We start from the raw sequence: 20,290 nt of genomic DNA, 5'->3' as shown, positions 1-20,290 counted from the left end.
TATGAAGTTTATTGTGATCATTTTAACTATTCTATTGAGCTATTCTAGTGTTTGCTTAAGTAATGAAAATGCTGAAAATAACACTAGAAATATTGAAGTGGGCAATAAATTATTTTTGTATTTACCTGGAGAACCTGAATTCGAAAATGTATTTGAAGTTAATAAAGACGGCACCATTTTATTACCTGAAATTGGTAAGGTGATTGTTATTAATAAACAAGTAAGTCAAGTTGAAGGTGAGTTAAAAACGCTCCTAAGCGATATTTATGTGGCAATGGAAGATTTTTACGTGGAAGTAAGATCTCGTGACATTATTATCAATGTATTAGGTTATGTTAATACTCCCTCACAAGTGAGTATCCCATTTGATGGAAATATTCAAATGGTTATATCTGCGGCGGGGGATTTAAAACCAGGGGCTCAGTTAGATCGTCTACAAATTCGTCGAGGTGAAGAAGTTATAGAGTTTAATTACAAAGCGTATCTTGATTCTGGTAATAGCAAATTACTGCCAAAACTTAAAAGTGCAGATACAGTATTTGTGCCAGTATCGCCATTACTTGGTAATGTACAAATTGACTTTGACGCACAAACATTAAGTGCATCTGGTGACGCAAGCGATAACAGTGCAATTACATTATTAGGAGAGGTCCATAACCCAGGAAGTTTCTCTTTCAAAGAACAGATGAGCGTACTAGACGCTTTAATGAGAGCTGAAGGGGTAACACGTTACGCTGATGTAACTAAAATCCGTGTAATTAATGATAAAACACCCATAATTTTTGATTTAAAAGCGTATCTTGATAAACCTAATAATGACACCATGCCTAGGTTAAAACCAGGTTCCACTGTGTATGTCCCTATTATGGTTGATGATGTAAATACAACTTCACGCACAGTATATATAATGGGTGAAGTACAAAAACCTGGCGCTTATGAGGCAGCTGACAGCACTAATTTTTTGGATATATTAGCTAATGCAGGTGGACCAACTCGTTTTGCTGAAACTCGACAAATTAAAATTTTAACACCTGATGGGGAAAGTATTCTTTTTGACCTTCAAGGTTATAGTGAAGGCTTAACGTCAGTAACAGTACCAGATTTGAACCCAGGTGATGTAATCTTTGTTCCAGAAAAAACAGATCAAAATGAAAAAAGCTGGCTTAAAATCCCACCCAAAAGAGCAATCAAAATTATTGGTGCTATTACATCCCCAGGTCGCTATGAATGGAGCACAGAGATGGACTTCACCGATTTACTAGCGCATGCGGGGGGGCCGACTAAAGGCGCAAACATTAATGATATAAAAATTGTCCGAAATGGTGATGTGACACAGCGCTTCGATTTAGAAAAATACACAATCACAGATGGCCAATTAACATTACCTCAATTAATTGCTGGTGACACAATTATTGTTGAAGAGTTACCCGTCGATCCTGGAAACAATAAGTCACAGTGGATACGTCAAGAATCTAGCAAGTCTATTTATATAATGGGTCAAGTTGGCTCTCCGGGTCGCTACGCATTTAATGACAACATGCACTTTATTGATATTTTAGCTGCGGCGGATGGTCCAAACGCAAACGCTGATCTTCGTAACATTAGAATCACCCATCGAAATGGCAATACAGCACGTGTTAGTAAACTTGACCTAGCCCTGTATTTTGAGACTGGCGATGAAACATTGTTTCCGTACGTTTTACCAGGCGACACCATATTCGTTCCAGAAAAAGATAAAGATTGGTTGCGTACTCCCAAAGAACAAGTAGTTAGAATTATGGGGGCTGTTCAAAAACCTGGGCGTTATACTTTTAATGACACAATGAGTATTCTTGATGCACTAGCCGAAGCTGGAGGTCCTTCAAGTTCGGCATTAATTGATAAAATAGTCGTTGTAAATCACTCTTGCTGCAAGGAGCAATCTAGGGTATTTGATTTAGAAGCTTTTGTTAAAAACCCAAACTCCGTAAATTTACCTGTATTGCGAGCGGGCGATACGTTATACGTACCTGATAAAGGTCAAGACTTACTTAGCCAATTTAGATCCAACTTTCTTGATTTTGTAACAATAATTGCATTAGTGGTTGGCCTATGAAACTAATTCCTGTTCAATATCAAGAGCTCGAAGAGGTGTGTAATGAAATTAATAGCCACCAAGCCCGATGCATAACTTTTATGTCATTATCTGGCGAAGAAGGCTCATCATCACTATGTGCAAGTATTGCAAGACGTCTTAATGCACAAGGAGCAAAAGTTTTAATCATTGATTTAAACCCGTTACATCCTTTTCAAATAGGGAACTCCTTACCATCTCTTAGCAACGAATGGTGCTTCAGCGATATTTCATGCCAACTGAACATTGTTAAGTATCAGCATGTTGACTTGTTGACGATGCAAAATTTAAGTGAAACTGAATCAGTCAAAAACAAGCAAATATTAAACGATGGAATTGATAGACTAAAACAAGAATATGACTATATTTTACTTGATATGTCACCTGCATTAAAACGAAACAGAGGGAATGTTCCATTGCATGCGCTTAGTTTATGCTCTGACTTAACACTTCTTACAGTTGCTTTAGGTGTGAATGATGAAGAATCATTATGCAGTGCTGTTAAGAATTTAAAACATGCGGCGCATAAACATATAAGAATAATTATTGGCCAGCATAAATTTGCACCACTAGGCGTTAGAATGATTGCTTCCTTAAAAGCAAGGCAGCATAAATGGCCACGACTTACACGTTTTTTAATTAATAAAATTAACCGCCAGCAATGGTTATTTCATCCCTATTGAGCCAATTATGGATACATTATATCAACGAAAGTTCACATTACAGTGGTCAGCAGTAAGCGAAATACGCCAAGTACTTAAACATGTTTTAACTGCTTTATCGGTACGTAATAGCGATATAGATTCTGCCGGTTTGGTGAGTACGGAATATTTAACAAATCTAATTCGTCATAATATGAGTGATGTAATAGAAAGCCTGACTTTAAAGATATATCGCAGCGATGATAAAAAAATTACTTTAGAGTTCATTGATAATTTAGAGCCATATGATTTATTCGCTAACAATGATTCAAACTGGGATATAGGGAGTGGGGAACTTGTTGAAGGGGGCATGGGAGTTGCTCTTATAAGGCATTACTATCCTAAAGCGTCATATCGTAATTATCAACAATACAATTACTTCTCATTTACATTACAGAATATAGATAAGCGTCCTACGCTTATTTATATAGATGATGATAAAAGCCAACTCGCTTTGTTAGAGGCCTATTTAACACCTTATTTTCAGGTTATTACCTGTCTTGATATTGAATCAGGTTGGCAAGCAATTTTAACATCGGGCGCCACTATTTTATTACTCGATCACAAGCTAAAACAAGGCACATGTGAGCCGCTGCTAAAGAAATTAAACCAATCAAATTTAAAAATGCAACTATCAGTAGTGATGCTTACAGGGGATGATAGTGAAGAAGTTATAAGAACAATTAATCACCTTGGTGTTGATGATTACTTAATTAAGCCAGTAAAAAAGATGCGCCTATTACAAAGTATTGAGCGCGTTATACATCGTTTCTCGGCTTTAAAATATTATACATCCGATAACCAAACACCAGCAGTAATTGATATTGAAAATAATAGAAAAGCCCGTGTTTTTGGTTCAATAACGACCAATAATGGGGGGGATTTTTGTATGCTACCTGAACATGAACTACAGCCAATTGTATTGGGTGATATGATGGGACATGGCCTTCAGGCACTAAAAGAAAGTTTTGCTGTTAAAGGGTTCATAAGTGGTTATTTATCTAGTAATCCATCTCTTACCTCATTATTACCAAGTTTAAACAAAGCGCTTTATGATCAAAAAATATGTAAATCAAGCATAGTTACATTACTGATCGCCTTTATTAACAATAATCGCTTTTACTGGCTAAATGCAGGCCACCCATCACCAGTTATAATTACTAAAAAAGGGGAGATAATTGATTTAAAAGGCACAGATCCATTATTAGGTTTGTCAAAAGATCATCATTATAAGTTGTTTGATTATCCCATGGACGATATTGAGCATATATTACTTTACACTGACGGGTGGCTAGAGAATAGAGAAACTCAGCAAGATGATATTACTTCACTGCGTGTAAATTTGCCTGGGGGGGAATTAGCGCATAATGAATACGCAGAACAGCTTTGGCGTAGTACACAAGTATCGTTAACAAAAGAGATAGATGATGCGTCTTTGATAGTAATTAGCTAGCATTTTACTATTAGTGTTTACAAATCTACCTAATACACACTAAGCTGTAGTAAGAGATCCTATATTCTGTAGTTGGTTGTAACCAAAAGGAAGTACTTTATGCCCCCTAAAGTTTTAATAATAGAAGATACAGAATCTTTAGCACTTATGTACCAATCTTATTTAATTCCGACAGGTGTTAATACAAAGATTGCTCATACGGGTCAACAAGCGTTGGATGCCCTCGATGAATTTCAGCCTGATTTAGTTATTTTAGATGTAATGTTACCTGATATGAATGGCTTAGATATTTTATCTTCTTTTAGTACGGAAAATTCACCTCAAGTTATTGTGTTAACTGGCCATGCGACAAAAGAAATGGCTATACAAGCGATTAAGTTAGGTGCTAGTGATTTCTTAGAGAAACCTATTGAAGCAGATCGTTTTCGAATCACAGTTAATAATGCATTAAAGTTAAAAGCATTAAAACAAACAGTCAAAACTTATAAGACAACTTATGAAAATGGAAAATATTTCGATTTAATTGGTAGCTCTCGTGTTATGCAATCTGTTTATCAGATAATTAATTCGGCATCGGTAAGTAAAGCAACGGTATTTATAACTGGCGAAAGTGGAACTGGTAAAGAATTATGCGCAAAAGCCGTACATTTAGCATCGCCTCGATCAAATAAACCTTTTGTAGCGTTGAATTGTGCTGCAATACCGAAAGATTTGATCGAAAGCGAAATTTTTGGCCATTTAAAAGGTGCATTTACCGGCGCAATATCGAATAGAGAAGGTGCAGCTGGCCAAGCGAACGGCGGAACTCTATTTTTAGATGAACTTTGCGAAATGGATATCAATCTGCAGAGTAAATTATTACGTTTTATTCAGACTGGATGCTATCAACAAGTTGGCAGTGAGAAAGAGACAAAAGTAGATGTACGTTTTGTTTGTGCAACGAATAGAGATCCATTGCTAGAAGTAGAAGCCGGGCGTTTTAGAGAGGATTTATATTATCGCTTACATGTAATTCCAATTTCATTGCCACCTTTAAGGGACCGTGAGAATGATGTAATAGAAGTTGCAGATGCATTATTTAAAAAGATCAGTAAAGAAGAAGGTCGCGTTTATAAAGGTATGTCTGCTGAAGTTAAAAGCTTATTTGAACGCTATGAGTGGCCTGGAAATGTAAGACAACTCGAAAATACTATTCGTAATATAATAGTCTTGAATAATGCCGAGTTTATTGAAATAAGTATGATCCCAATTTTTCCATCTACATCGCCTATTCATAACGCGGTTAATAAGCTTAACAGTGTTTCGCCTTTCAATCAGCATGAGCACATAAATGAAGAGCTAAACAAACCGGCAAAACTAAATGATAAAAACCAGATAGAGCCGTTATGGGTTGTGGAAAAACGCTACATCGAAAATGCAATTTCAATTTGCAATAACAATATCCCAAAGGCTGCTGCATTGTTGGATGTGAGTCCATCGACTATTTATAGAAAAATTAAAGGCTGGGAAGAGTCCGCGGTAAGCTAGTTTTATACGCCTGTTGTAATAAGTTAAATTGTAGATCGCCACAAAAGCGCGGTTTAGCTGATATTAATGCTGCGTTTTTTATTTTATTAATTTCCACTGAGCTCTGCTTGCTTATTAAGTTCAATACTCGATACATCTCTTGAACTGTATGATTCTTGAGTAAATAACCAGTAATGTTATTTTCAATAATGTTAGGTACTTCACCAACTGGCGTACTGACTACGAGAACATTATTGGCAATGGCTTCAATCAATACCATAGGTAAACCTTCTTCCAAAGAACAAATTAATAAAACATCGATAGTTTTCCATATTTTATCCTGGGGTTGTAAGCCATGGTAAGTTAGATAGCTAAGGTTCAGTTTGTCTTTCATTGGGCCTTCACCAAATAGATGAAACTGCACACCTAAGTTGTTTTTAAACATCTCTGAAAGTTGAGTAAATTTATCTGGTGCTTTTTCGTAAGATAAGCGCCCAACATAGCCAATATTCAAAATGCCGCCATTCATTTTTTGTACGTTAGATGACTTAAATTCAATAAAATTTTCGAGTAATTGTGCTTTATATATTTTGTTTTTTATAAGTGAAGATACAGCAAAATTGATGGAAAAATAGCTCATAAGGGTATCAAACTGATTATATAACCATACTTTACCTTTACCAGCTTCTCCTGCATGATAGGTAGAAACACAGCGCTTACCATGTAATTTGCAAATTAACTTACCGTATATACTCGCTTTGTAACCATGTGTATGTAAAACCGTATTTATATCTATTTGATTTACTAATCTGGCTGTCGTAGTGTAGCTGCCGTCCGAAAATGTATAGCTGATGTTAGCGTCATCTAGAAGCGCGTAAAAAGGTTCATTGTTATGATCTTGAATAAATAAAACTGTCGATGTTATCTGGTTTTTTTTTAAAAGTTTGTTAAGCTCAATTATATGGGTTTCTACACCACCTAACAGTGAAGAATCTATTAACAACAACACTTTATAATACATAACACCTCCAAGGAGTAGGAATGATCGATAACACTGTATTCTCGCAGCTCGAACAAGATGTTGGCCCTGAACTGGCAAAAAAATTATTACAAGTCTATGTTACAGAGTCTAAAAAAGTAATCGATAACCTAATAGACCCAACAAAACAGCAAGAAATAGAAATTAATGCGCACAGCTTAAAAAGCAGCAGTCTAAGCTATGGTGCGCTCGAATTAGGCAAGCTTTGCGGCCAAATTGAGGTCAAAGCAAACGAGCGACAATTCGACTCTCAATTAAGCAACCTGATTTCACAAGCTGAGCATCAAAGTATTACCACCTTTAAACACGCAGAGCGACTAATTAATGGTAGTTGATGTACTGTGATCGCGCATAGGTATCTTTAGAATCTCTGAAAATACCTGACTCAGCTGGCTAATATCATGCTGTTGGTCGTTTACTTTAATTTCTTCATTAAAATGGAGCAAAATATCGTTAATTGCTTCCGCAGAAATACTTAAGTCACAAAACTGATAATCAAGTTGGGTTTCTAGCCAGTCTACGCCATTTAATGGTATATTTTTCATAACACTTTTTTCTGTAGTGATGTTCTCAATAAATATTCTGCATGCCGATGTTTTTTTAATTGCATCGGCTATTTCAGGAATTAGCAAAGAAGGCATAACACTTGTTATTAAGCTACCTGGACCAATTAGAACAAGATCAGCTTCCATAATTGCATCTACTGAGCCTGGGGCTGCTTTTATGTTTGATGACAAACTGATGGTATTCGGTATCTCTGTAAGAGCATCTATTTCACATTCACCGACTATACGTTCACCGTTTTGTAGTGTTGCGACTAAATCTGTTGGTTGATCTGACATTGGATAAATTGTCTCAGCATTTCCTAACATTGCATTAAACCAAGCTACCGCTTCAGTTGGTGATTCTGTCAGCTGAGTCAGCCCTAATAAGGTTAAGTTACCAAGACTATGGCCATCTAATTCACCACCATCAAACCTATGTTTGAAAATAGAATGAATAAGAGACTGATCATCCGTCAATTGTAAACAACACCTACGAATATCGCCTAATGCTACACATTTTTGGGCCTCTCGTATCCGTCCAGTGCTTCCACCATTGTCTGTAGTAGCAACAATTGCTGACAACTGACTGCATAATGGTCTTATTGCACTTAATACCTGCGCTAAACCATGGCCACCACCTAAACATACTATCTTCATAATTTAATCACCTTAATAATGTTGTTTATATACAGCATTATTTATTCCATGATTAAGTTACTTTGTAAGCTAATGAAAATTAAAGAACAAAATTATTAAACTTAGTGGATAAAAACAACAAGAGCATCTATATTTGCAATGTGCAATGCATATTATAAATAGGTGATAAGTGCAAATAAAAAACAACTATAGCTCAAGTAGACTCAAAGACGATTTAGCACTTTTAACAACCAGCAAGGATGAACAAGATGCATATGACAACTTAAAAAAAATTCTTTGTAATTATATAGATTATGATGAGTGTGCCATATTAGGAAAACAAGGTAACAGCTACTCTGTACTTTATAGTAATTCTACCGTTCTTAAGGTTAATGATTTAATAGATAGCTCCGAATTATTTTATCCAAAAGGATCACGAATAAAAGCTGACGCTGTGAAAGTTAATGCACTTTATGAGGTTACACATCGTGATTTTTTAGTCTTTACTTGTGTATTAAAAGAATGCTGGTATCAATTTATTGAGCTTCAGCTTATCGACATTTTATTGCAACAGTTTTTTTTATTTATAAAGCACTCTGCAAGTACAAAAGTAAAAATGGATATTTCACAATCCTTGCTTCGAGATTACTCACTACGCAGCGACTTATTTAAAGATTTTGCAAGTGAGTGGTTCTGGCGTACTGATACCAATAATATATTTTTAAATGTACTGAGCAATGATAATTATCATAAGATTTATCATAAAAAATTTACTAATAAAACCTTTGATGGAATTGTGACTGAAAATGAAAAAAAACAGCACAAAAAATGGCTTCAGTTTAATCACTTATTAGTGTGTAAAGAGGAGTTCCTTGACTTCGAATTCGAGATAGATAGCGACCCAAATGCATGGGTTTCCTTAAGTGGAAAGCCACAATACGATCAGCAAGGAAATTACATCGGCTATTTAGGTATCGCTAAAGATATAACCGTTGCTAAAGATAGAGAGCAAGCTCTGCAGCAAGCTAAAGAAAGAGCCGAAGAAGCGAGCACAGCTAAATCTCTTTTTTTAGCTGTGATGTCTCATGAAATCAGAACCCCCATGAATGCTATTTTAGGAATGCTAGAGCTGCTGTCAGATACTGAGTTGACCCAAAAACAAACACGTTGGTTAAACTACGCCAATAGTAGTGCAGACTTATTATTAGGTATTATTTCTGATGTCCTTGATTTTTCAAAGATAGAATCAGGAACCGCAGAGTTAGAGCTTAGACCTACGAATGTTGCATCATTAGCAAAAAATATTGCGGCGCAATTTTTAATTACCGAGAAATCTTCATGTATTGTTTTTAATACAGATATCTCACCTACACTACCTAAACTCGTGTTAATTGATGATATTAGATTAGGACAAATCTTATTTAATATTTTAGGCAATGCGTTTAAATTTACAAAAGTAGGTACTATTCACTTACATGCATTTTGTGCTGAGAACTGTTTAAAGTTTGAGGTGAGTGATACTGGACAAGGTATTTCTAATGACAAAATAGATTCAATTTTTGATGCATTTAATCAAGCTGATAACAGCGTAAACCGAGGGCAACAGGGCATAGGCTTAGGCCTAACCATAACGAAGAGTTTGATTGAATTAATGAATGGAACTATTAACGTTGATAGCGTTTTAAATATAGGAACAACCTTTTCAATTAGCATACCTTACCAGATATATGAGGAAGTTGACCACAGCACAGATAAGGAGTTCACATTAAAATCGCTGTCTATTTTAGTCGTCGAGGATAATACAACAAACCAAGTTCTTGTTAAGGCCTTTTTAGAAAAGTTAAATCATGCTGTTACACTAGCGGATAATGGGCAAGTGGCATTAGATAAATTAAATGATCAGCAGTATGATTTAATTTTAATGGATATGATGATGCCTATCATGGATGGGATAACTGCGACAAAAATAATTCGCAATAAATTGGGGCTAAGTATACCTATATTTGCCTTAACTGCCAATGCATCTAACCAAGATAAGGTGACTTGCTTAGATGCTGGAATGGATAAGGTGCTTACTAAACCTATACGCTTTCATGATTTAAATAAAGCGCTCAAGACGTACTTTACTCAGTAATATATGATAACGGTACTATTTAAGGAACTTACTATAACAACATGGCTGCAATCCAACCAAATATAAGAAGTGGAATATTAAAGTGAATGAAGGTTGGAACCACTGAATCCCAAATATGATCATGTTGTCCATCAACATTCAAACCGGATGTTGGCCCAAGTGTTGAATCTGAAGCAGGCGAGCCGGCATCGCCTAAAGCACCGGCAGTTCCCACTAATGCAGCTGTAGCCATAATTGAGAAATCTAACTCTAAGCATAAAGGAACAAATAAAGTTGCAATGATTGGCACGGTCGAAAATGAACTACCAATTCCCATTGTGATCAATAAACCAACAAATAAAATTAAAGCAGCGGCTAATGGTTTATTTCCATCTATAATAAGGGCTGCACTTTGAACTAAACTGCCAACATCCCCCGTTGCTTTCATAACAGCAGCAAAACCTTGAGCCGAAATCATAATAAAACCAATCATGGCCATCATAGCAACACCTTTACTAAATACGTCGCTATTTTGTTCCCACTTAACCACCCCGAATAAACTAAAAATCATTACACCAACAAGCCCGCCTAATATCATCGAACCACTGACATTTTGAGCCAGAAGAGAAGCTAAAACAGCAGTGACACCCACGATCAAAACTTTTTTAGGATGCTCTATAATAACGTTTACTGCATTTTCTTCTTCTTCATCTTGTTTATAAATACGGCGCTTTTTATAACTGAAGAACACCGCAATGAGTAAGCCAAAGAGCATACCGCAAGCCGGTATAATCATTGCCATTGGCACTTGGGTATTAATAATTTCAAGGCCATTATCTACAAGATTTTTATGCAAAATAGAATATAAATAAATACCACCAAATCCATAGGGTAGAACCATGTAAGACGTCGCTAGACCGAATGTCAAAATACATGCAATTGCGCGTCTATCTAGTTTTAATTTATTAAATACCACAATAAGGGGAGGTATCAAAATTGGGATAAAGGCTATATGAACAGGTACAAGGTTTTGTGATGATATCGCGCAGACCAATATGATAAATAAGATAAAATAGCTAAGTAGATTTTCACTTTTGCCGCTGTTATCGTTCACTTTTTGTAATAGTTTTGCTGCTAAAATCCTTGTTAATCCAGATTTAGATATTGCAACTGCAAATGCTCCGAGCATCGCATAGCTCAAAGCTATTTCTGCGCCGCCAGAGAGGCCAGCATTAAAAGCATTCAGTGTATCCGTTAACCCAAGACCCGCAGTTAGGCCTGCCACAAGAGCACTTAAAGTCATTGCAACAATCACATTCACCCGCGCTAAAGTTAGGCCTAGCATCAAAATAACGCCAATTACGACTGCATTCATTGTTTTCTCTTTGTTTTTGTTTTAATTAATTTTACCAGATCTGAGCTTCGTTTTTTACGATAAGCGCTAAATACTAATTGGCGATAACGGACATCACTATATAGTTGCTTGAACTGTTCTATATAGTTGCTTTTTTCAGGAAGTGCATATGAAGCGCGTTGTAAATACAGTAATGGGGTCTCATTTGACTCAGGTTTAATATTTTTTTTAATAAGCCATTGCTCTATTTTCAGATAATCATTAACAATTGGATGGGTGGATGACTTAGATGAATAAGGCCAACTTAAATAAATAAAATAGCCAATAAATATCAAGGTAACAGTTGCTAACGCTATCAATGCAATTTGCCAAAGCTGCTTATTACCAAAAATGTCTTTTAGGAAAGAAGATTGCTTTTGTTGATCAAAGCCTAACACCCAGCTTGTCCATTGATAATCGAGGTTTTCAAGTTTTAACCTTAACCAATTAAATCCGGCAATATTACTTAAACGCAGTAAACCAAACCCTAGATTACTGGTAAATTCATCACTAAGTGATTGATGTTGCGAGAGAGAGCCATTTAATCGTTCTGGTGAAACAACAGCAGTAGCATCAAAAATGGTCCAACGATTTTTGATATAAACTTCAACCCAAGCATGCGCATCATATTGGTAAACACTCATATAACCACTTTTTATATTATATTCACCACCTAAATAACCGGATACAACACGTGCAGGTATGCCTATAGATCTAAACATAAATGCAGCAGAACTCGCATAATGCCCGCAAAATCCGCGCTTATTGGAGAATAAGAATTGATCGAGCGTGTTATCTCCAGTCATCGGATCCGGTGTTAAGGTATAGCTAAACCCATTACTGGAAAAGTAGTTATACATTGCACTGTAAAAGCGTTGTGGATCATTGTCATTAGCAGAAAATAAATTTTTAGCTAAGGATTGAGTCTGCTGGTTTGTATTTTCGGCTAAATCAATTTGTATATTTTGCAAGCGTTGCCAGCGAGATATAGGCATTGATGATAGTGGGGCGCTTTTAACGCTGTAATTTATACTGTTGCTTAAAAATTGGCTACGAAGTAATAGGCCATCTTCAGTAACTTTAATATCGCCGTGCTCAGAGGTCGCCACTGCTAATCCATATAACCAAGGCTGCGAAGACGGTTCTGCGAATATCTGATAGCGCTGTAGTGACTCATTCGCTACATTATGCTTAATCGGTTTATGAGTTTGTGTTTGTTTTAAAGTATCAGATATCAGCCACGTTTTACCATCAAACTCATCATGGATAATTGCCCGCCAATAATAGGGGCCTTGTGGTGGCTTTTCATCATTAAATTGAGCTCTAAAAACGAGTTCATCTGAATTTGATAGCTTAGCAATATCGAAAGGATTTACGCTTTCAGACAAACCTGTTTTAGCCAATTTAGGTCCAGGCAATTGCCAAAAAGCGGGAAGTTTAGGTAAAAATAAGAGTAAAAAAACAGCGATAGGTAATGCTAAAAGCAGCAATTTAGCACTCTTTTTTGATGCTACTTTCAAGTTATGCTTAGATTCAATAAGGGCTAAGACAGAAAAATTTAGAATATAAAGTGTACTAATTATCAAGGTAGCTAAAATACTTTGTGAGAATAAATAAACGGTAGATAAACTAAAAAAGCTTAGCAATGTGATGGTTTGATAATGCTTTTTAGTTGTGGCTTGCAACAGTTTAAACAAGCTAGATAAAATGAGCATTGCGACAAAAAGCGTAACGGTATCGCTAAAACCCACATCATAAAAAAGTACAAATAAGCTCAACGCTGCAAGTATATTCGCAATAACAGCGTTAGGTTTATTTCTATTGGATAGAATGGTTACCCCATTCCAGATACATAAAGCCACTAATAATGAATTGAATACCGGTGGCAACTCTGGAAAAATAAAACATAAAACCACGCTGTAGATGACACAAAGCGATAAATTGATCGCTTTGTGATTAGGAATTATGTTCATTTTCAGCCTTCGTCAAGTTTGAAAAACGACTAAGGGCTTGTAAGCAATTTTGCATATGCTCTTTACCTTGGCTAATGGAATAGTGTGTTGAGGCTAATTGTAATCCAAAGGGCACACCTGAATCATGCGCGTTGCTAATTAAAAAACTTAATTGTTGTAGCCGAAATTCGGTACTTCCTTTAAGTTGGTTAAAATCAAAAATTTGGCTGTCGGATGAAAAGCTAACAAACTCCTTCATCATAAGCTGTTGAGTTTTTGCATAATGCTTCCAAGAAATTCGTTGCATCCCCATGCCAACTTGATGAGTGATTAAACTATCAAATTCATCAGCACCATTTAGATGTTTATTATTCCCATCATTGAGGGTTTGATTATTTGTTATTGCAACGTCTTGCTCTGGCTTTTGCTGTTTGGGATAAACAAAAACATTTAACGAAATCTGCATATAACTCCAGACTGATACTAAGCCAAAAGGGTAGCGACTTAAAAACTTCAAACGATTAAGTGAGTATTCGCCTCGTGTATTAAGGCCTAAGTCTAAGTGAGTTATGCATTTTTCAGAGGTAACTTCATCAATTGTAGAAAGCAGTTTACCTTCGTAAAAAATCTGTAGCGCTTGGCAATTTTTTTCAGTATGGATTTGTAAAAGGAGTAAAGCAGAGGAGGGAGCATAACTAGAAATGTTTTTTATATATTCAACGGTTAACCCTTTTGCATTACTGTAAGCCATTAATAATGAAAGTACCATAACAACGAGCATAAGATAAGCCATTGCTAGTATTAGGTTATTTTGATAATTAATACCAAGCACAAAGTTAAGTAACGTTACTAATAAAAAACCAGCCCCCATTTTAGAGGGCAAAATATAAATAGTATTATGTTTTAGTATTAAACGCTCGGTGTTGTGTTTTTTCTTTAGCAATGCTTTAAATACAACCGTTTTTAGTTTATACCAAATTGAAATACGTTGATTTTTTTTATTCTTCATAAATTAAAGTGGCACATTAACAGCATTTAATAATTGGCTAATTTGTTGATCACTCATATCATGTTGCAGGCCTAAGCGATGCTGCGCAACACTTGCAAAAATAGCTTGAACATCATCCGGTGTAACAAAATCTCGGCCATCAATAAAAGCCCATGCTTGCGATGCTTTTCCAAGTGCAATGCTGGCTCTAGGAGAAAGTGCGTTTGCAAATTTATTATCTGTTCGTGTATAAGTTACCAATGCTAAAATATAATCAACTACAGGCGCACTTATCGTCACAGCTGTTACTTGTTTTTGTATCTCTATTAACTGTTGTGGAGCAATACGTACAGGTAAGCCATCATAATCTCGATTGTTAGTACCGAGAATTAATTTACGTTCAGCTTCCTTTGGTGGGAAACCTAAGCTTATTCGCATAAAAAAACGATCTAATTGAGATTCAGGCAACGGATAAGTACCTGATTGATAAGAAGGGTTTTGAGTTGCTATAACAAAAAATGGTATGGGTAGGGCATGTTTCTCACCATCAATAGTAACTTGGTTTTCTTCCATTGCTTCTAATAAAGCACTTTGTGTTTTTGGTCCAGCACGGTTGATTTCATCGGCTAAAACTACCTGGCTAAATATAGGTCCTTTATGAAAAGTAAAAACGTGTTCGTTGGAATTAAATATACTTGCACCAAGTATATCTGAGGGTAGTAAATCACTCGTGAATTGGACTCGCTGATACGATAGACCAAGTACCGTAGCAAGCGCGTGTGATAACGTTGTTTTTCCCATACCGGGTAAGTCTTCTATCAACAAATGTCCTTGGCTAAAAAGACACGTTAATGCCAATTTAATTTGTCGTTGTTTTCCAAAAATAACCTGTGATAAATCTTCAATAATTTCGTTTACAGAGCTTTGCATAATAACCTTAAATTAGTTCCAAACGTTTCATTACCGTATCTACTTTTTTAGCGTTGAAGGGTTTTGCAATAAAACCTTTTGCGCCAAGTTCCCACGTATTTTGTACATTTTCGAGACTATTGTGGCCAGAGCACATAACAACATGAGTGTGCGGATAATGATCATTTAGGTACTCAAGTATTTGTGTACCATCTGTATCTGGAAGCTCAATGTCGAGGAAAATAACATTAGGGGACTTTTCATCAATGACTGATTTTGCTGATTCAAAATCTCTACTTTCAAGGATATCTTCAAATCCTAGTTCAGTTAAAATTTGATTTAAGTAGTTACGAATATCCTGAACATCGTCAATGATTAGGATTGGTTCTAGCGGGCGCACAAATTCCATATTGTTTACTTCTTATTACGTACAGCTCAAATTGTATTTTCAATACTATGCTAAGCGATAGATAACCTCAAGAAAGATACGCTAATAAAGTAACTTTAATGAAATAGGACTAATTATAAATTAGTCCTATTTAAGTGATTATAGTAAACAGAAGTGTGAACTTATGGTCTAGAATAATAACAGTAACTAATAAATAATTTTTAGTTCAACTAATATTATAACTATTGAGTTGATGTTATTTAAAATGCATTAAATGTCCGATACCGTCTAGTATTGGACATATCAATAGATAATGCAGTAGTTTACAGGAAGTAATCACCAAATCATTAATATCCTATAATTTACATTATGTTAAATAAGTAAATTTACAGGATATTAATGATGATGACCCATTGCAGTAAGTGTAAGGGGTTGTTCGTTTGTAGAATAATAAAGATATGGATATTTTCGCCCTTGCCTTGCGGAAACCCGCGCCGTTACTGGGTTTGTACTGATTTTAGCGTGTAAATCCTTAACTTTGAATTACGCTTGTTTTTAGACAAAACCGTTCAAAATGACCCAAAACCCGCTTATTCCTGCTCATTTTACGTTTAAAAATAGATATTTTTTGATTGTTAACGTGCTTAAAACCAAGTTTAAACGCCATAAATCCACATATTCCTGCTTATTTGGCGTTTTAAACGGGATATTTTGAGTGTTAACATGCTTAAAACTGAGTTTAAACACCATTTAAACGCTCTTTAAATCTTCAAAACGTGGTTATTTAAACCTTTTCGGCAAATATAATCGTATTAAACTGTGGTCCTAGTTCAATTGTGACCATGTAGCCTTGATATGATAATTTTATTTGGTTGCCTATATAAGCAAACGTATTTAGTTTTTGAACTGCGTTCATTAGATCATGTATTTGTTCAAGACTAAGTTGACCCGCTAAAAGTTTTTCAATTTGAGTGCTGCCAACTGTAACGGCGCTACTATATATAGGTGCGTTTTTACGTGACAATTCATTTAATAAATTTGCAGGCAAGTGCCCTAGCGTAAATTGCTGGCCATCAGCTCTGGATTTTTTAAGCGCTAACTTTGCTGCGTGTAAATTTACCTGCTTTATATAGTACTGCTGAGATTTCAAAACGGCTTCGTTAAATTGTGGGATTGCTAATTTTTGTAAGCCCGTTGATAAATTTATAACTGATTTTCCTGCTGCTATATCTGCACCTAACCATGCTTTGCCCGGATTATAATCCCAACCTAAATCTATGCCTGGCAATTTATTAAGTTCTTCACCTGTTGATGAATCTACAACTTTGAATGACTCCATAAATTTATTAACTTTTTCAGGTTTGCTAACTGATAAACCCATGCGTGCAATTTTCACCTTTATTAATTGCTAACACTTATAAGTATTTACGGGTAATCAATTCAGTAAAATCTAATCCCACTTATTGTGATTGGATCTAACGCGACGAATGTCTGTTGTTAAATATAATTAATATATTGTCTGCGATTTTTAATGTTTTTTGTGATCTATTTTTTGCTGCTCGCGCGGTGTTTTATTATTTTGAAAAATGACTTTCGATAGCCAGCCTCCAGCCTCGTTTACCATTGTATGATCAACCATGGTCACTAACTATTTTTAACCGACTCTCAAAAGTCCGATATTTTTTCGGTCAATCATTATAGAGTTACTTCTTTGTAAAATTATTTAAAGATATTAATTAGAAGAGATAATATATAAGCACTAAATACAAATAAGGTGTAGAGGATTTACGATTTTACTAAAGAAGATTAGAGTTTTTATTTCTAAAATGAGGCAGCGTCGAATTCCCTGCCACCTTTTCTTTGAATTGTCAGATTGTATGCTCAATTTTAAATTACTGGCACTGGGTAACAGTGCCAATAATGATTAATGAAGCGCAGCTGTAAATGGAATGTTCTTACAAATTTCAGCTTCTGCGATTAGTATTTCTTCTAATCGTATATCTACTTCATTTTTATCAAAATATTCATAAGCGAGTTCAACAAATAAGTTTTTATGTTTTTCTTCAGATTTTGCGATCGCAGCATAAAACTCTTTTTCTTTACCATCAGGTAGTGCTTGCGCTACTAGAGAAAAACGCTCATGCCCCCTCGCCTCTATAACAGCTCCAACTAACAAACGATCCATAAAAAATTCGTCACGGCCATTTCTAAATACAGCACGAATTTTTTTTACATAAGGATCTTTTTGATCATTTCCTAAATTTACATCTCGGTCAATCAACAGCTTTAAAACTTGTTTGAAATGAATCATTTCTTCAAGTGCGAGATCGGTCATTGCTTTTACAAGCTTACGACGATCTGGGTAATGCGATAACATAGACATTGCCATGCCCGACGCTTTTTTTTCTGCTGCAGCATGATCTTGTAAAAAGGTATCAAAGTCAGCCATAACTGCTTCGGTCCATGAAAATGGGGTGTGATATTTTAATTCAAACATAATATTTTTACTTAAGATCTAATAGTCAGATTTTAACGTAAATGGATTATAAAATCTTGTTGTTAGATATAAATTTACAATTACATTAACGCATAAAAAAGTTATAAATTTCCATTAGGATATAGCAACTTGTCAATTTTCCCATGAGCAGTTGAAGCTACCTTTAATGGGTGTTTTATTTCGTTCCATGCTGTTACTTTGCCACCAATGTTCATTCTTTCAAAATTAGTTAGTTCGCTTTTTATATCTAAAAATTGACACAACTTATTAAAACTATTTATATCAGAAATATCAATCGACAGAAAGTCATCAGGACGATTCGAAAAATATTGCTTTGCGCCATTTAAATGTGTTGTATAACATTGCTGTAAATATGCGTCACATTCTAATTTATCAAGGGACAAATCTTTAAATGTATTGAGGTAACAACGTTTAATGTGTGGGTTGAATCCCCCATCCTCTCTCATTAAATTTTTGTACATACGCGTTAAAAGCTGACGAATGGATGGGATCCATTTAACGAGCTCACGCTCTAAATAAATAAATTTTGAATCTGGGTAAAGAGTATCTAAATTTTGGTAATCATTAAAAATAGGCGTATCCGCAATAACTTTTGCGTCAATCATACAACGTTTAGTATAAGCCGTATGTGCGCAGCTAAAGTCCAGCTGTAAAAAAGCATTACACACACTCGTTGTGCCAGTTCTTGGTAAACCGATTATAAAAATTTTGGTAGGTGCATTCATAACTTACTTATCTAATTATAGGTTTTTTGGAGTAAACCATAGTTCGCTGTCGTTAAGCGGTGTTAATTTAGAGAGATGTTTGTTATCTAATTTAATGATTATTTTTTCGTGCAGCTTTGCATTTGCAATACTAGTGGCAAAATATTGATTAAATAACCTATCGAACTCCCCATTTTGTTGCATTCTTTCAAGGCCGATTTTTATAGCTTGATGTATATCTGGGCGCTTAGAGTTAACAAAATAATATATAGCTGCGGGATAGGACAAAGCTATATTGGGCACCGTTACAATATTTTCCTTGACCGATAACTGTTTTTTTTCCCATTCAATTTCTAAAATTGAGCGTGGAAAAGCATCGCCTCGGTTTCTAATAAGCATATTAAATAATGCGGCATAACTTGTCGATGTTGAGACCTGTAACCCGTTATCTCTCAAGATATCGGTATCAGGCCAGTCATGTCCTTGGATAAAATCAATATTATGAAAATGAAATTCATCTTTTATATCTTTAAATAACGGAAGCTTATCTTTCGTGGTAAACAATAATCGCCACCCATATAAACCTTTATAAATGGGAATACGTATCGGAGTAAAAATTCGCTCCCGCTCTTTACTTGTCATTGACCAACCAACATTGATCAGCTCCCCCTGCTCTAGCTCTTTTAAAGAACGACTTTGCACCATTTTTACTGATGATTGGAGAGTATGAGGTTGTTCACTATGCTCTAAAGCAAGTTTAAGTAATACAAGTGGATACCAATTATCCTGTTCATTCTCGCGTTCAGGCTTTGGATAAATAACATGTAATGGTTCACTGTTTTGCTTATTGTTAGCGTGAACATTCAATGTATATAAAAATAATATACTTAATAGTGTAAACTTACTAATTGCCATAACTAGAAAAGCCGACCCATCAACAAGATAGATGCGCTCAATGCAAGTGTTGCAAATGTTGACAGCATACCTATTACACGAAGTTTTAGTGTATCGTCGTTAATGGCTACAAAATGACAAATTCTCCCAAATACGAGTAATGTCCCTAAAGCATGGCAATAGTGGCTGCTTAATCCTTGATATTCAGCTAAAAAAATCAAGATTAAGGCAAAAGGTACATACTCGATAAAATTTCCATGAGCTCGCATTGCTCTTAATAATTGTGGGTTATTATCAGTTCCTAATGATATTTTGTTCGCTTTTCTTACTTTAACGACATTCATACTTAAATAGATATAGATAAAGGTCAGCACCGCTGCATAGAAAGATATAACCATAATAATAATCCCTTTTATTTTTTTATATAGTAACACAAGA

18 protein-coding genes are annotated in these 20,290 nt (G+C 35.4%); 6 read left to right on the top strand and 12 right to left on the bottom strand.

Annotation, left to right across the window (positions count from 1 at the left end; genetic code table 11):
- Position 1: 1 nt before the first annotated feature.
- The 4 genes from HJP15_RS08775 to HJP15_RS08760 all read left to right on the top strand — a co-directional run bounded on the left by HJP15_RS08775 (position 2) and on the right by HJP15_RS08760 (position 5,794).
- Entirely contained in the window at positions 2–2,095 is a 2,094-nt protein-coding gene (locus HJP15_RS08775) for an SLBB domain-containing protein (protein ID WP_170173554.1), read from the top strand.
- Positions 2,092–2,796 carry an AAA family ATPase gene (locus HJP15_RS08770; RefSeq protein ID WP_054204584.1) on the top strand — a complete coding sequence of 235 codons (705 nt, stop codon included), beginning with the start codon at positions 2,092–2,094 and terminating at the stop codon, positions 2,794–2,796. Before HJP15_RS08775 ends, HJP15_RS08770 begins: the two co-directional genes overlap by 4 nt.
- Before the next feature lie 7 nt (positions 2,797–2,803).
- The gene (locus HJP15_RS08765; protein WP_170173553.1) at positions 2,804–4,267 is read left to right on the top strand and encodes a SpoIIE family protein phosphatase; all 1,464 of its coding nucleotides are present in this window, start codon (positions 2,804–2,806) and stop codon (positions 4,265–4,267) included.
- 99 nt (positions 4,268–4,366) lie between these two features.
- A complete protein-coding gene (locus HJP15_RS08760; protein WP_054204586.1) occupies positions 4,367–5,794 on the top strand; it encodes a sigma-54-dependent transcriptional regulator in 1,428 nt (475 codons plus the stop codon).
- Here HJP15_RS08760 and HJP15_RS08755 read toward each other — a convergent pair.
- Positions 5,763–6,794 carry a glycosyltransferase family 4 protein gene (locus HJP15_RS08755; RefSeq protein ID WP_054453560.1) on the bottom strand — a complete coding sequence of 344 codons (1,032 nt, stop codon included), beginning with the start codon at positions 6,792–6,794 and terminating at the stop codon, positions 5,763–5,765. The genes HJP15_RS08760 and HJP15_RS08755 overlap by 32 nt on opposite strands.
- A gap of 20 nt (positions 6,795–6,814) precedes the next feature.
- Here HJP15_RS08755 and HJP15_RS08750 point away from each other — a divergent pair, with 20 nt between their 5' ends.
- Positions 6,815–7,147, top strand: coding sequence for an Hpt domain-containing protein (locus HJP15_RS08750; RefSeq protein WP_054204588.1), 333 nt, complete (start codon positions 6,815–6,817; stop codon positions 7,145–7,147).
- Here HJP15_RS08750 and HJP15_RS08745 read toward each other — a convergent pair.
- Positions 7,130–8,014 carry a gluconeogenesis factor YvcK family protein gene (locus tag HJP15_RS08745; protein WP_054204589.1) on the bottom strand — a complete coding sequence of 295 codons (885 nt, stop codon included), beginning with the start codon at positions 8,012–8,014 and terminating at the stop codon, positions 7,130–7,132. The two genes, HJP15_RS08750 and HJP15_RS08745, sit on opposite strands and share 18 nt — an antisense overlap.
- A gap of 169 nt (positions 8,015–8,183) precedes the next feature.
- Here HJP15_RS08745 and HJP15_RS21890 point away from each other — a divergent pair, with 169 nt between their 5' ends.
- Positions 8,184–10,127 (top strand): response regulator, encoded by a 1,944-nt coding sequence (locus tag HJP15_RS21890; protein ID WP_170173552.1) that lies wholly within the window; start codon positions 8,184–8,186, stop codon positions 10,125–10,127.
- 31 nt (positions 10,128–10,158) lie between these two features.
- On the opposite strand, the gene HJP15_RS08735 is transcribed toward HJP15_RS21890, so the two are convergent.
- From HJP15_RS08735 to HJP15_RS08690, 10 genes are all read right to left on the bottom strand, one after another.
- The gene (locus HJP15_RS08735; RefSeq protein WP_054204591.1) at positions 10,159–11,481 is read right to left on the bottom strand and encodes a Na+/H+ antiporter family protein; all 1,323 of its coding nucleotides are present in this window, start codon (positions 11,479–11,481) and stop codon (positions 10,159–10,161) included.
- The gene (locus HJP15_RS08730; protein ID WP_054453570.1) at positions 11,478–13,472 is read right to left on the bottom strand and encodes a transglutaminase TgpA family protein; all 1,995 of its coding nucleotides are present in this window, start codon (positions 13,470–13,472) and stop codon (positions 11,478–11,480) included. The genes HJP15_RS08735 and HJP15_RS08730 overlap by 4 nt, the downstream gene beginning before the upstream one ends.
- Complete coding sequence (locus HJP15_RS08725; RefSeq protein WP_170173551.1) at positions 13,456–14,460, bottom strand: DUF58 domain-containing protein; 1,005 nt, start codon at positions 14,458–14,460, stop codon at positions 13,456–13,458. The genes HJP15_RS08730 and HJP15_RS08725 overlap by 17 nt, the downstream gene beginning before the upstream one ends.
- 3 nt (positions 14,461–14,463) lie before the next feature.
- Positions 14,464–15,369 (bottom strand): AAA family ATPase, encoded by a 906-nt coding sequence (locus HJP15_RS08720; RefSeq protein ID WP_054204594.1) that lies wholly within the window; start codon positions 15,367–15,369, stop codon positions 14,464–14,466.
- 7 nt (positions 15,370–15,376) lie between these two features.
- Positions 15,377–15,757, bottom strand: coding sequence for a response regulator (locus tag HJP15_RS08715; protein ID WP_054204595.1), 381 nt, complete (start codon positions 15,755–15,757; stop codon positions 15,377–15,379).
- 763 nt (positions 15,758–16,520) lie between these two features.
- Entirely contained in the window at positions 16,521–17,117 is a 597-nt protein-coding gene (locus HJP15_RS08710) for a hypothetical protein (protein WP_249365823.1), read from the bottom strand.
- A 543-nt stretch (positions 17,118–17,660) separates the two neighbouring features.
- Positions 17,661–18,233 carry a MiaE family protein gene (locus HJP15_RS08705; RefSeq protein WP_054204596.1) on the bottom strand — a complete coding sequence of 191 codons (573 nt, stop codon included), beginning with the start codon at positions 18,231–18,233 and terminating at the stop codon, positions 17,661–17,663.
- A gap of 101 nt (positions 18,234–18,334) precedes the next feature.
- Positions 18,335–18,979 (bottom strand): sulfotransferase, encoded by a 645-nt coding sequence (locus tag HJP15_RS08700; RefSeq protein ID WP_054204597.1) that lies wholly within the window; start codon positions 18,977–18,979, stop codon positions 18,335–18,337.
- A gap of 15 nt (positions 18,980–18,994) precedes the next feature.
- Entirely contained in the window at positions 18,995–19,873 is an 879-nt protein-coding gene (locus HJP15_RS08695; protein ID WP_170173550.1) for a transporter substrate-binding domain-containing protein, read from the bottom strand.
- A gap of 2 nt (positions 19,874–19,875) precedes the next feature.
- The gene (locus HJP15_RS08690) at positions 19,876–20,250 is read right to left on the bottom strand and encodes an MAPEG family protein (RefSeq protein ID WP_170173549.1); all 375 of its coding nucleotides are present in this window, start codon (positions 20,248–20,250) and stop codon (positions 19,876–19,878) included.
- Positions 20,251–20,290: the final 40 nt, after the last annotated feature.

The organism is Pseudoalteromonas sp. NEC-BIFX-2020_002, from assembly GCF_013002825.1.
Taxonomy (GTDB): Bacteria; Pseudomonadota; Gammaproteobacteria; order Enterobacterales; family Alteromonadaceae; genus Pseudoalteromonas; species Pseudoalteromonas neustonica.
Note: the sequence above shows the minus strand (reverse complement) of the source record. Positions and strands in the feature narration are given on the sequence as shown.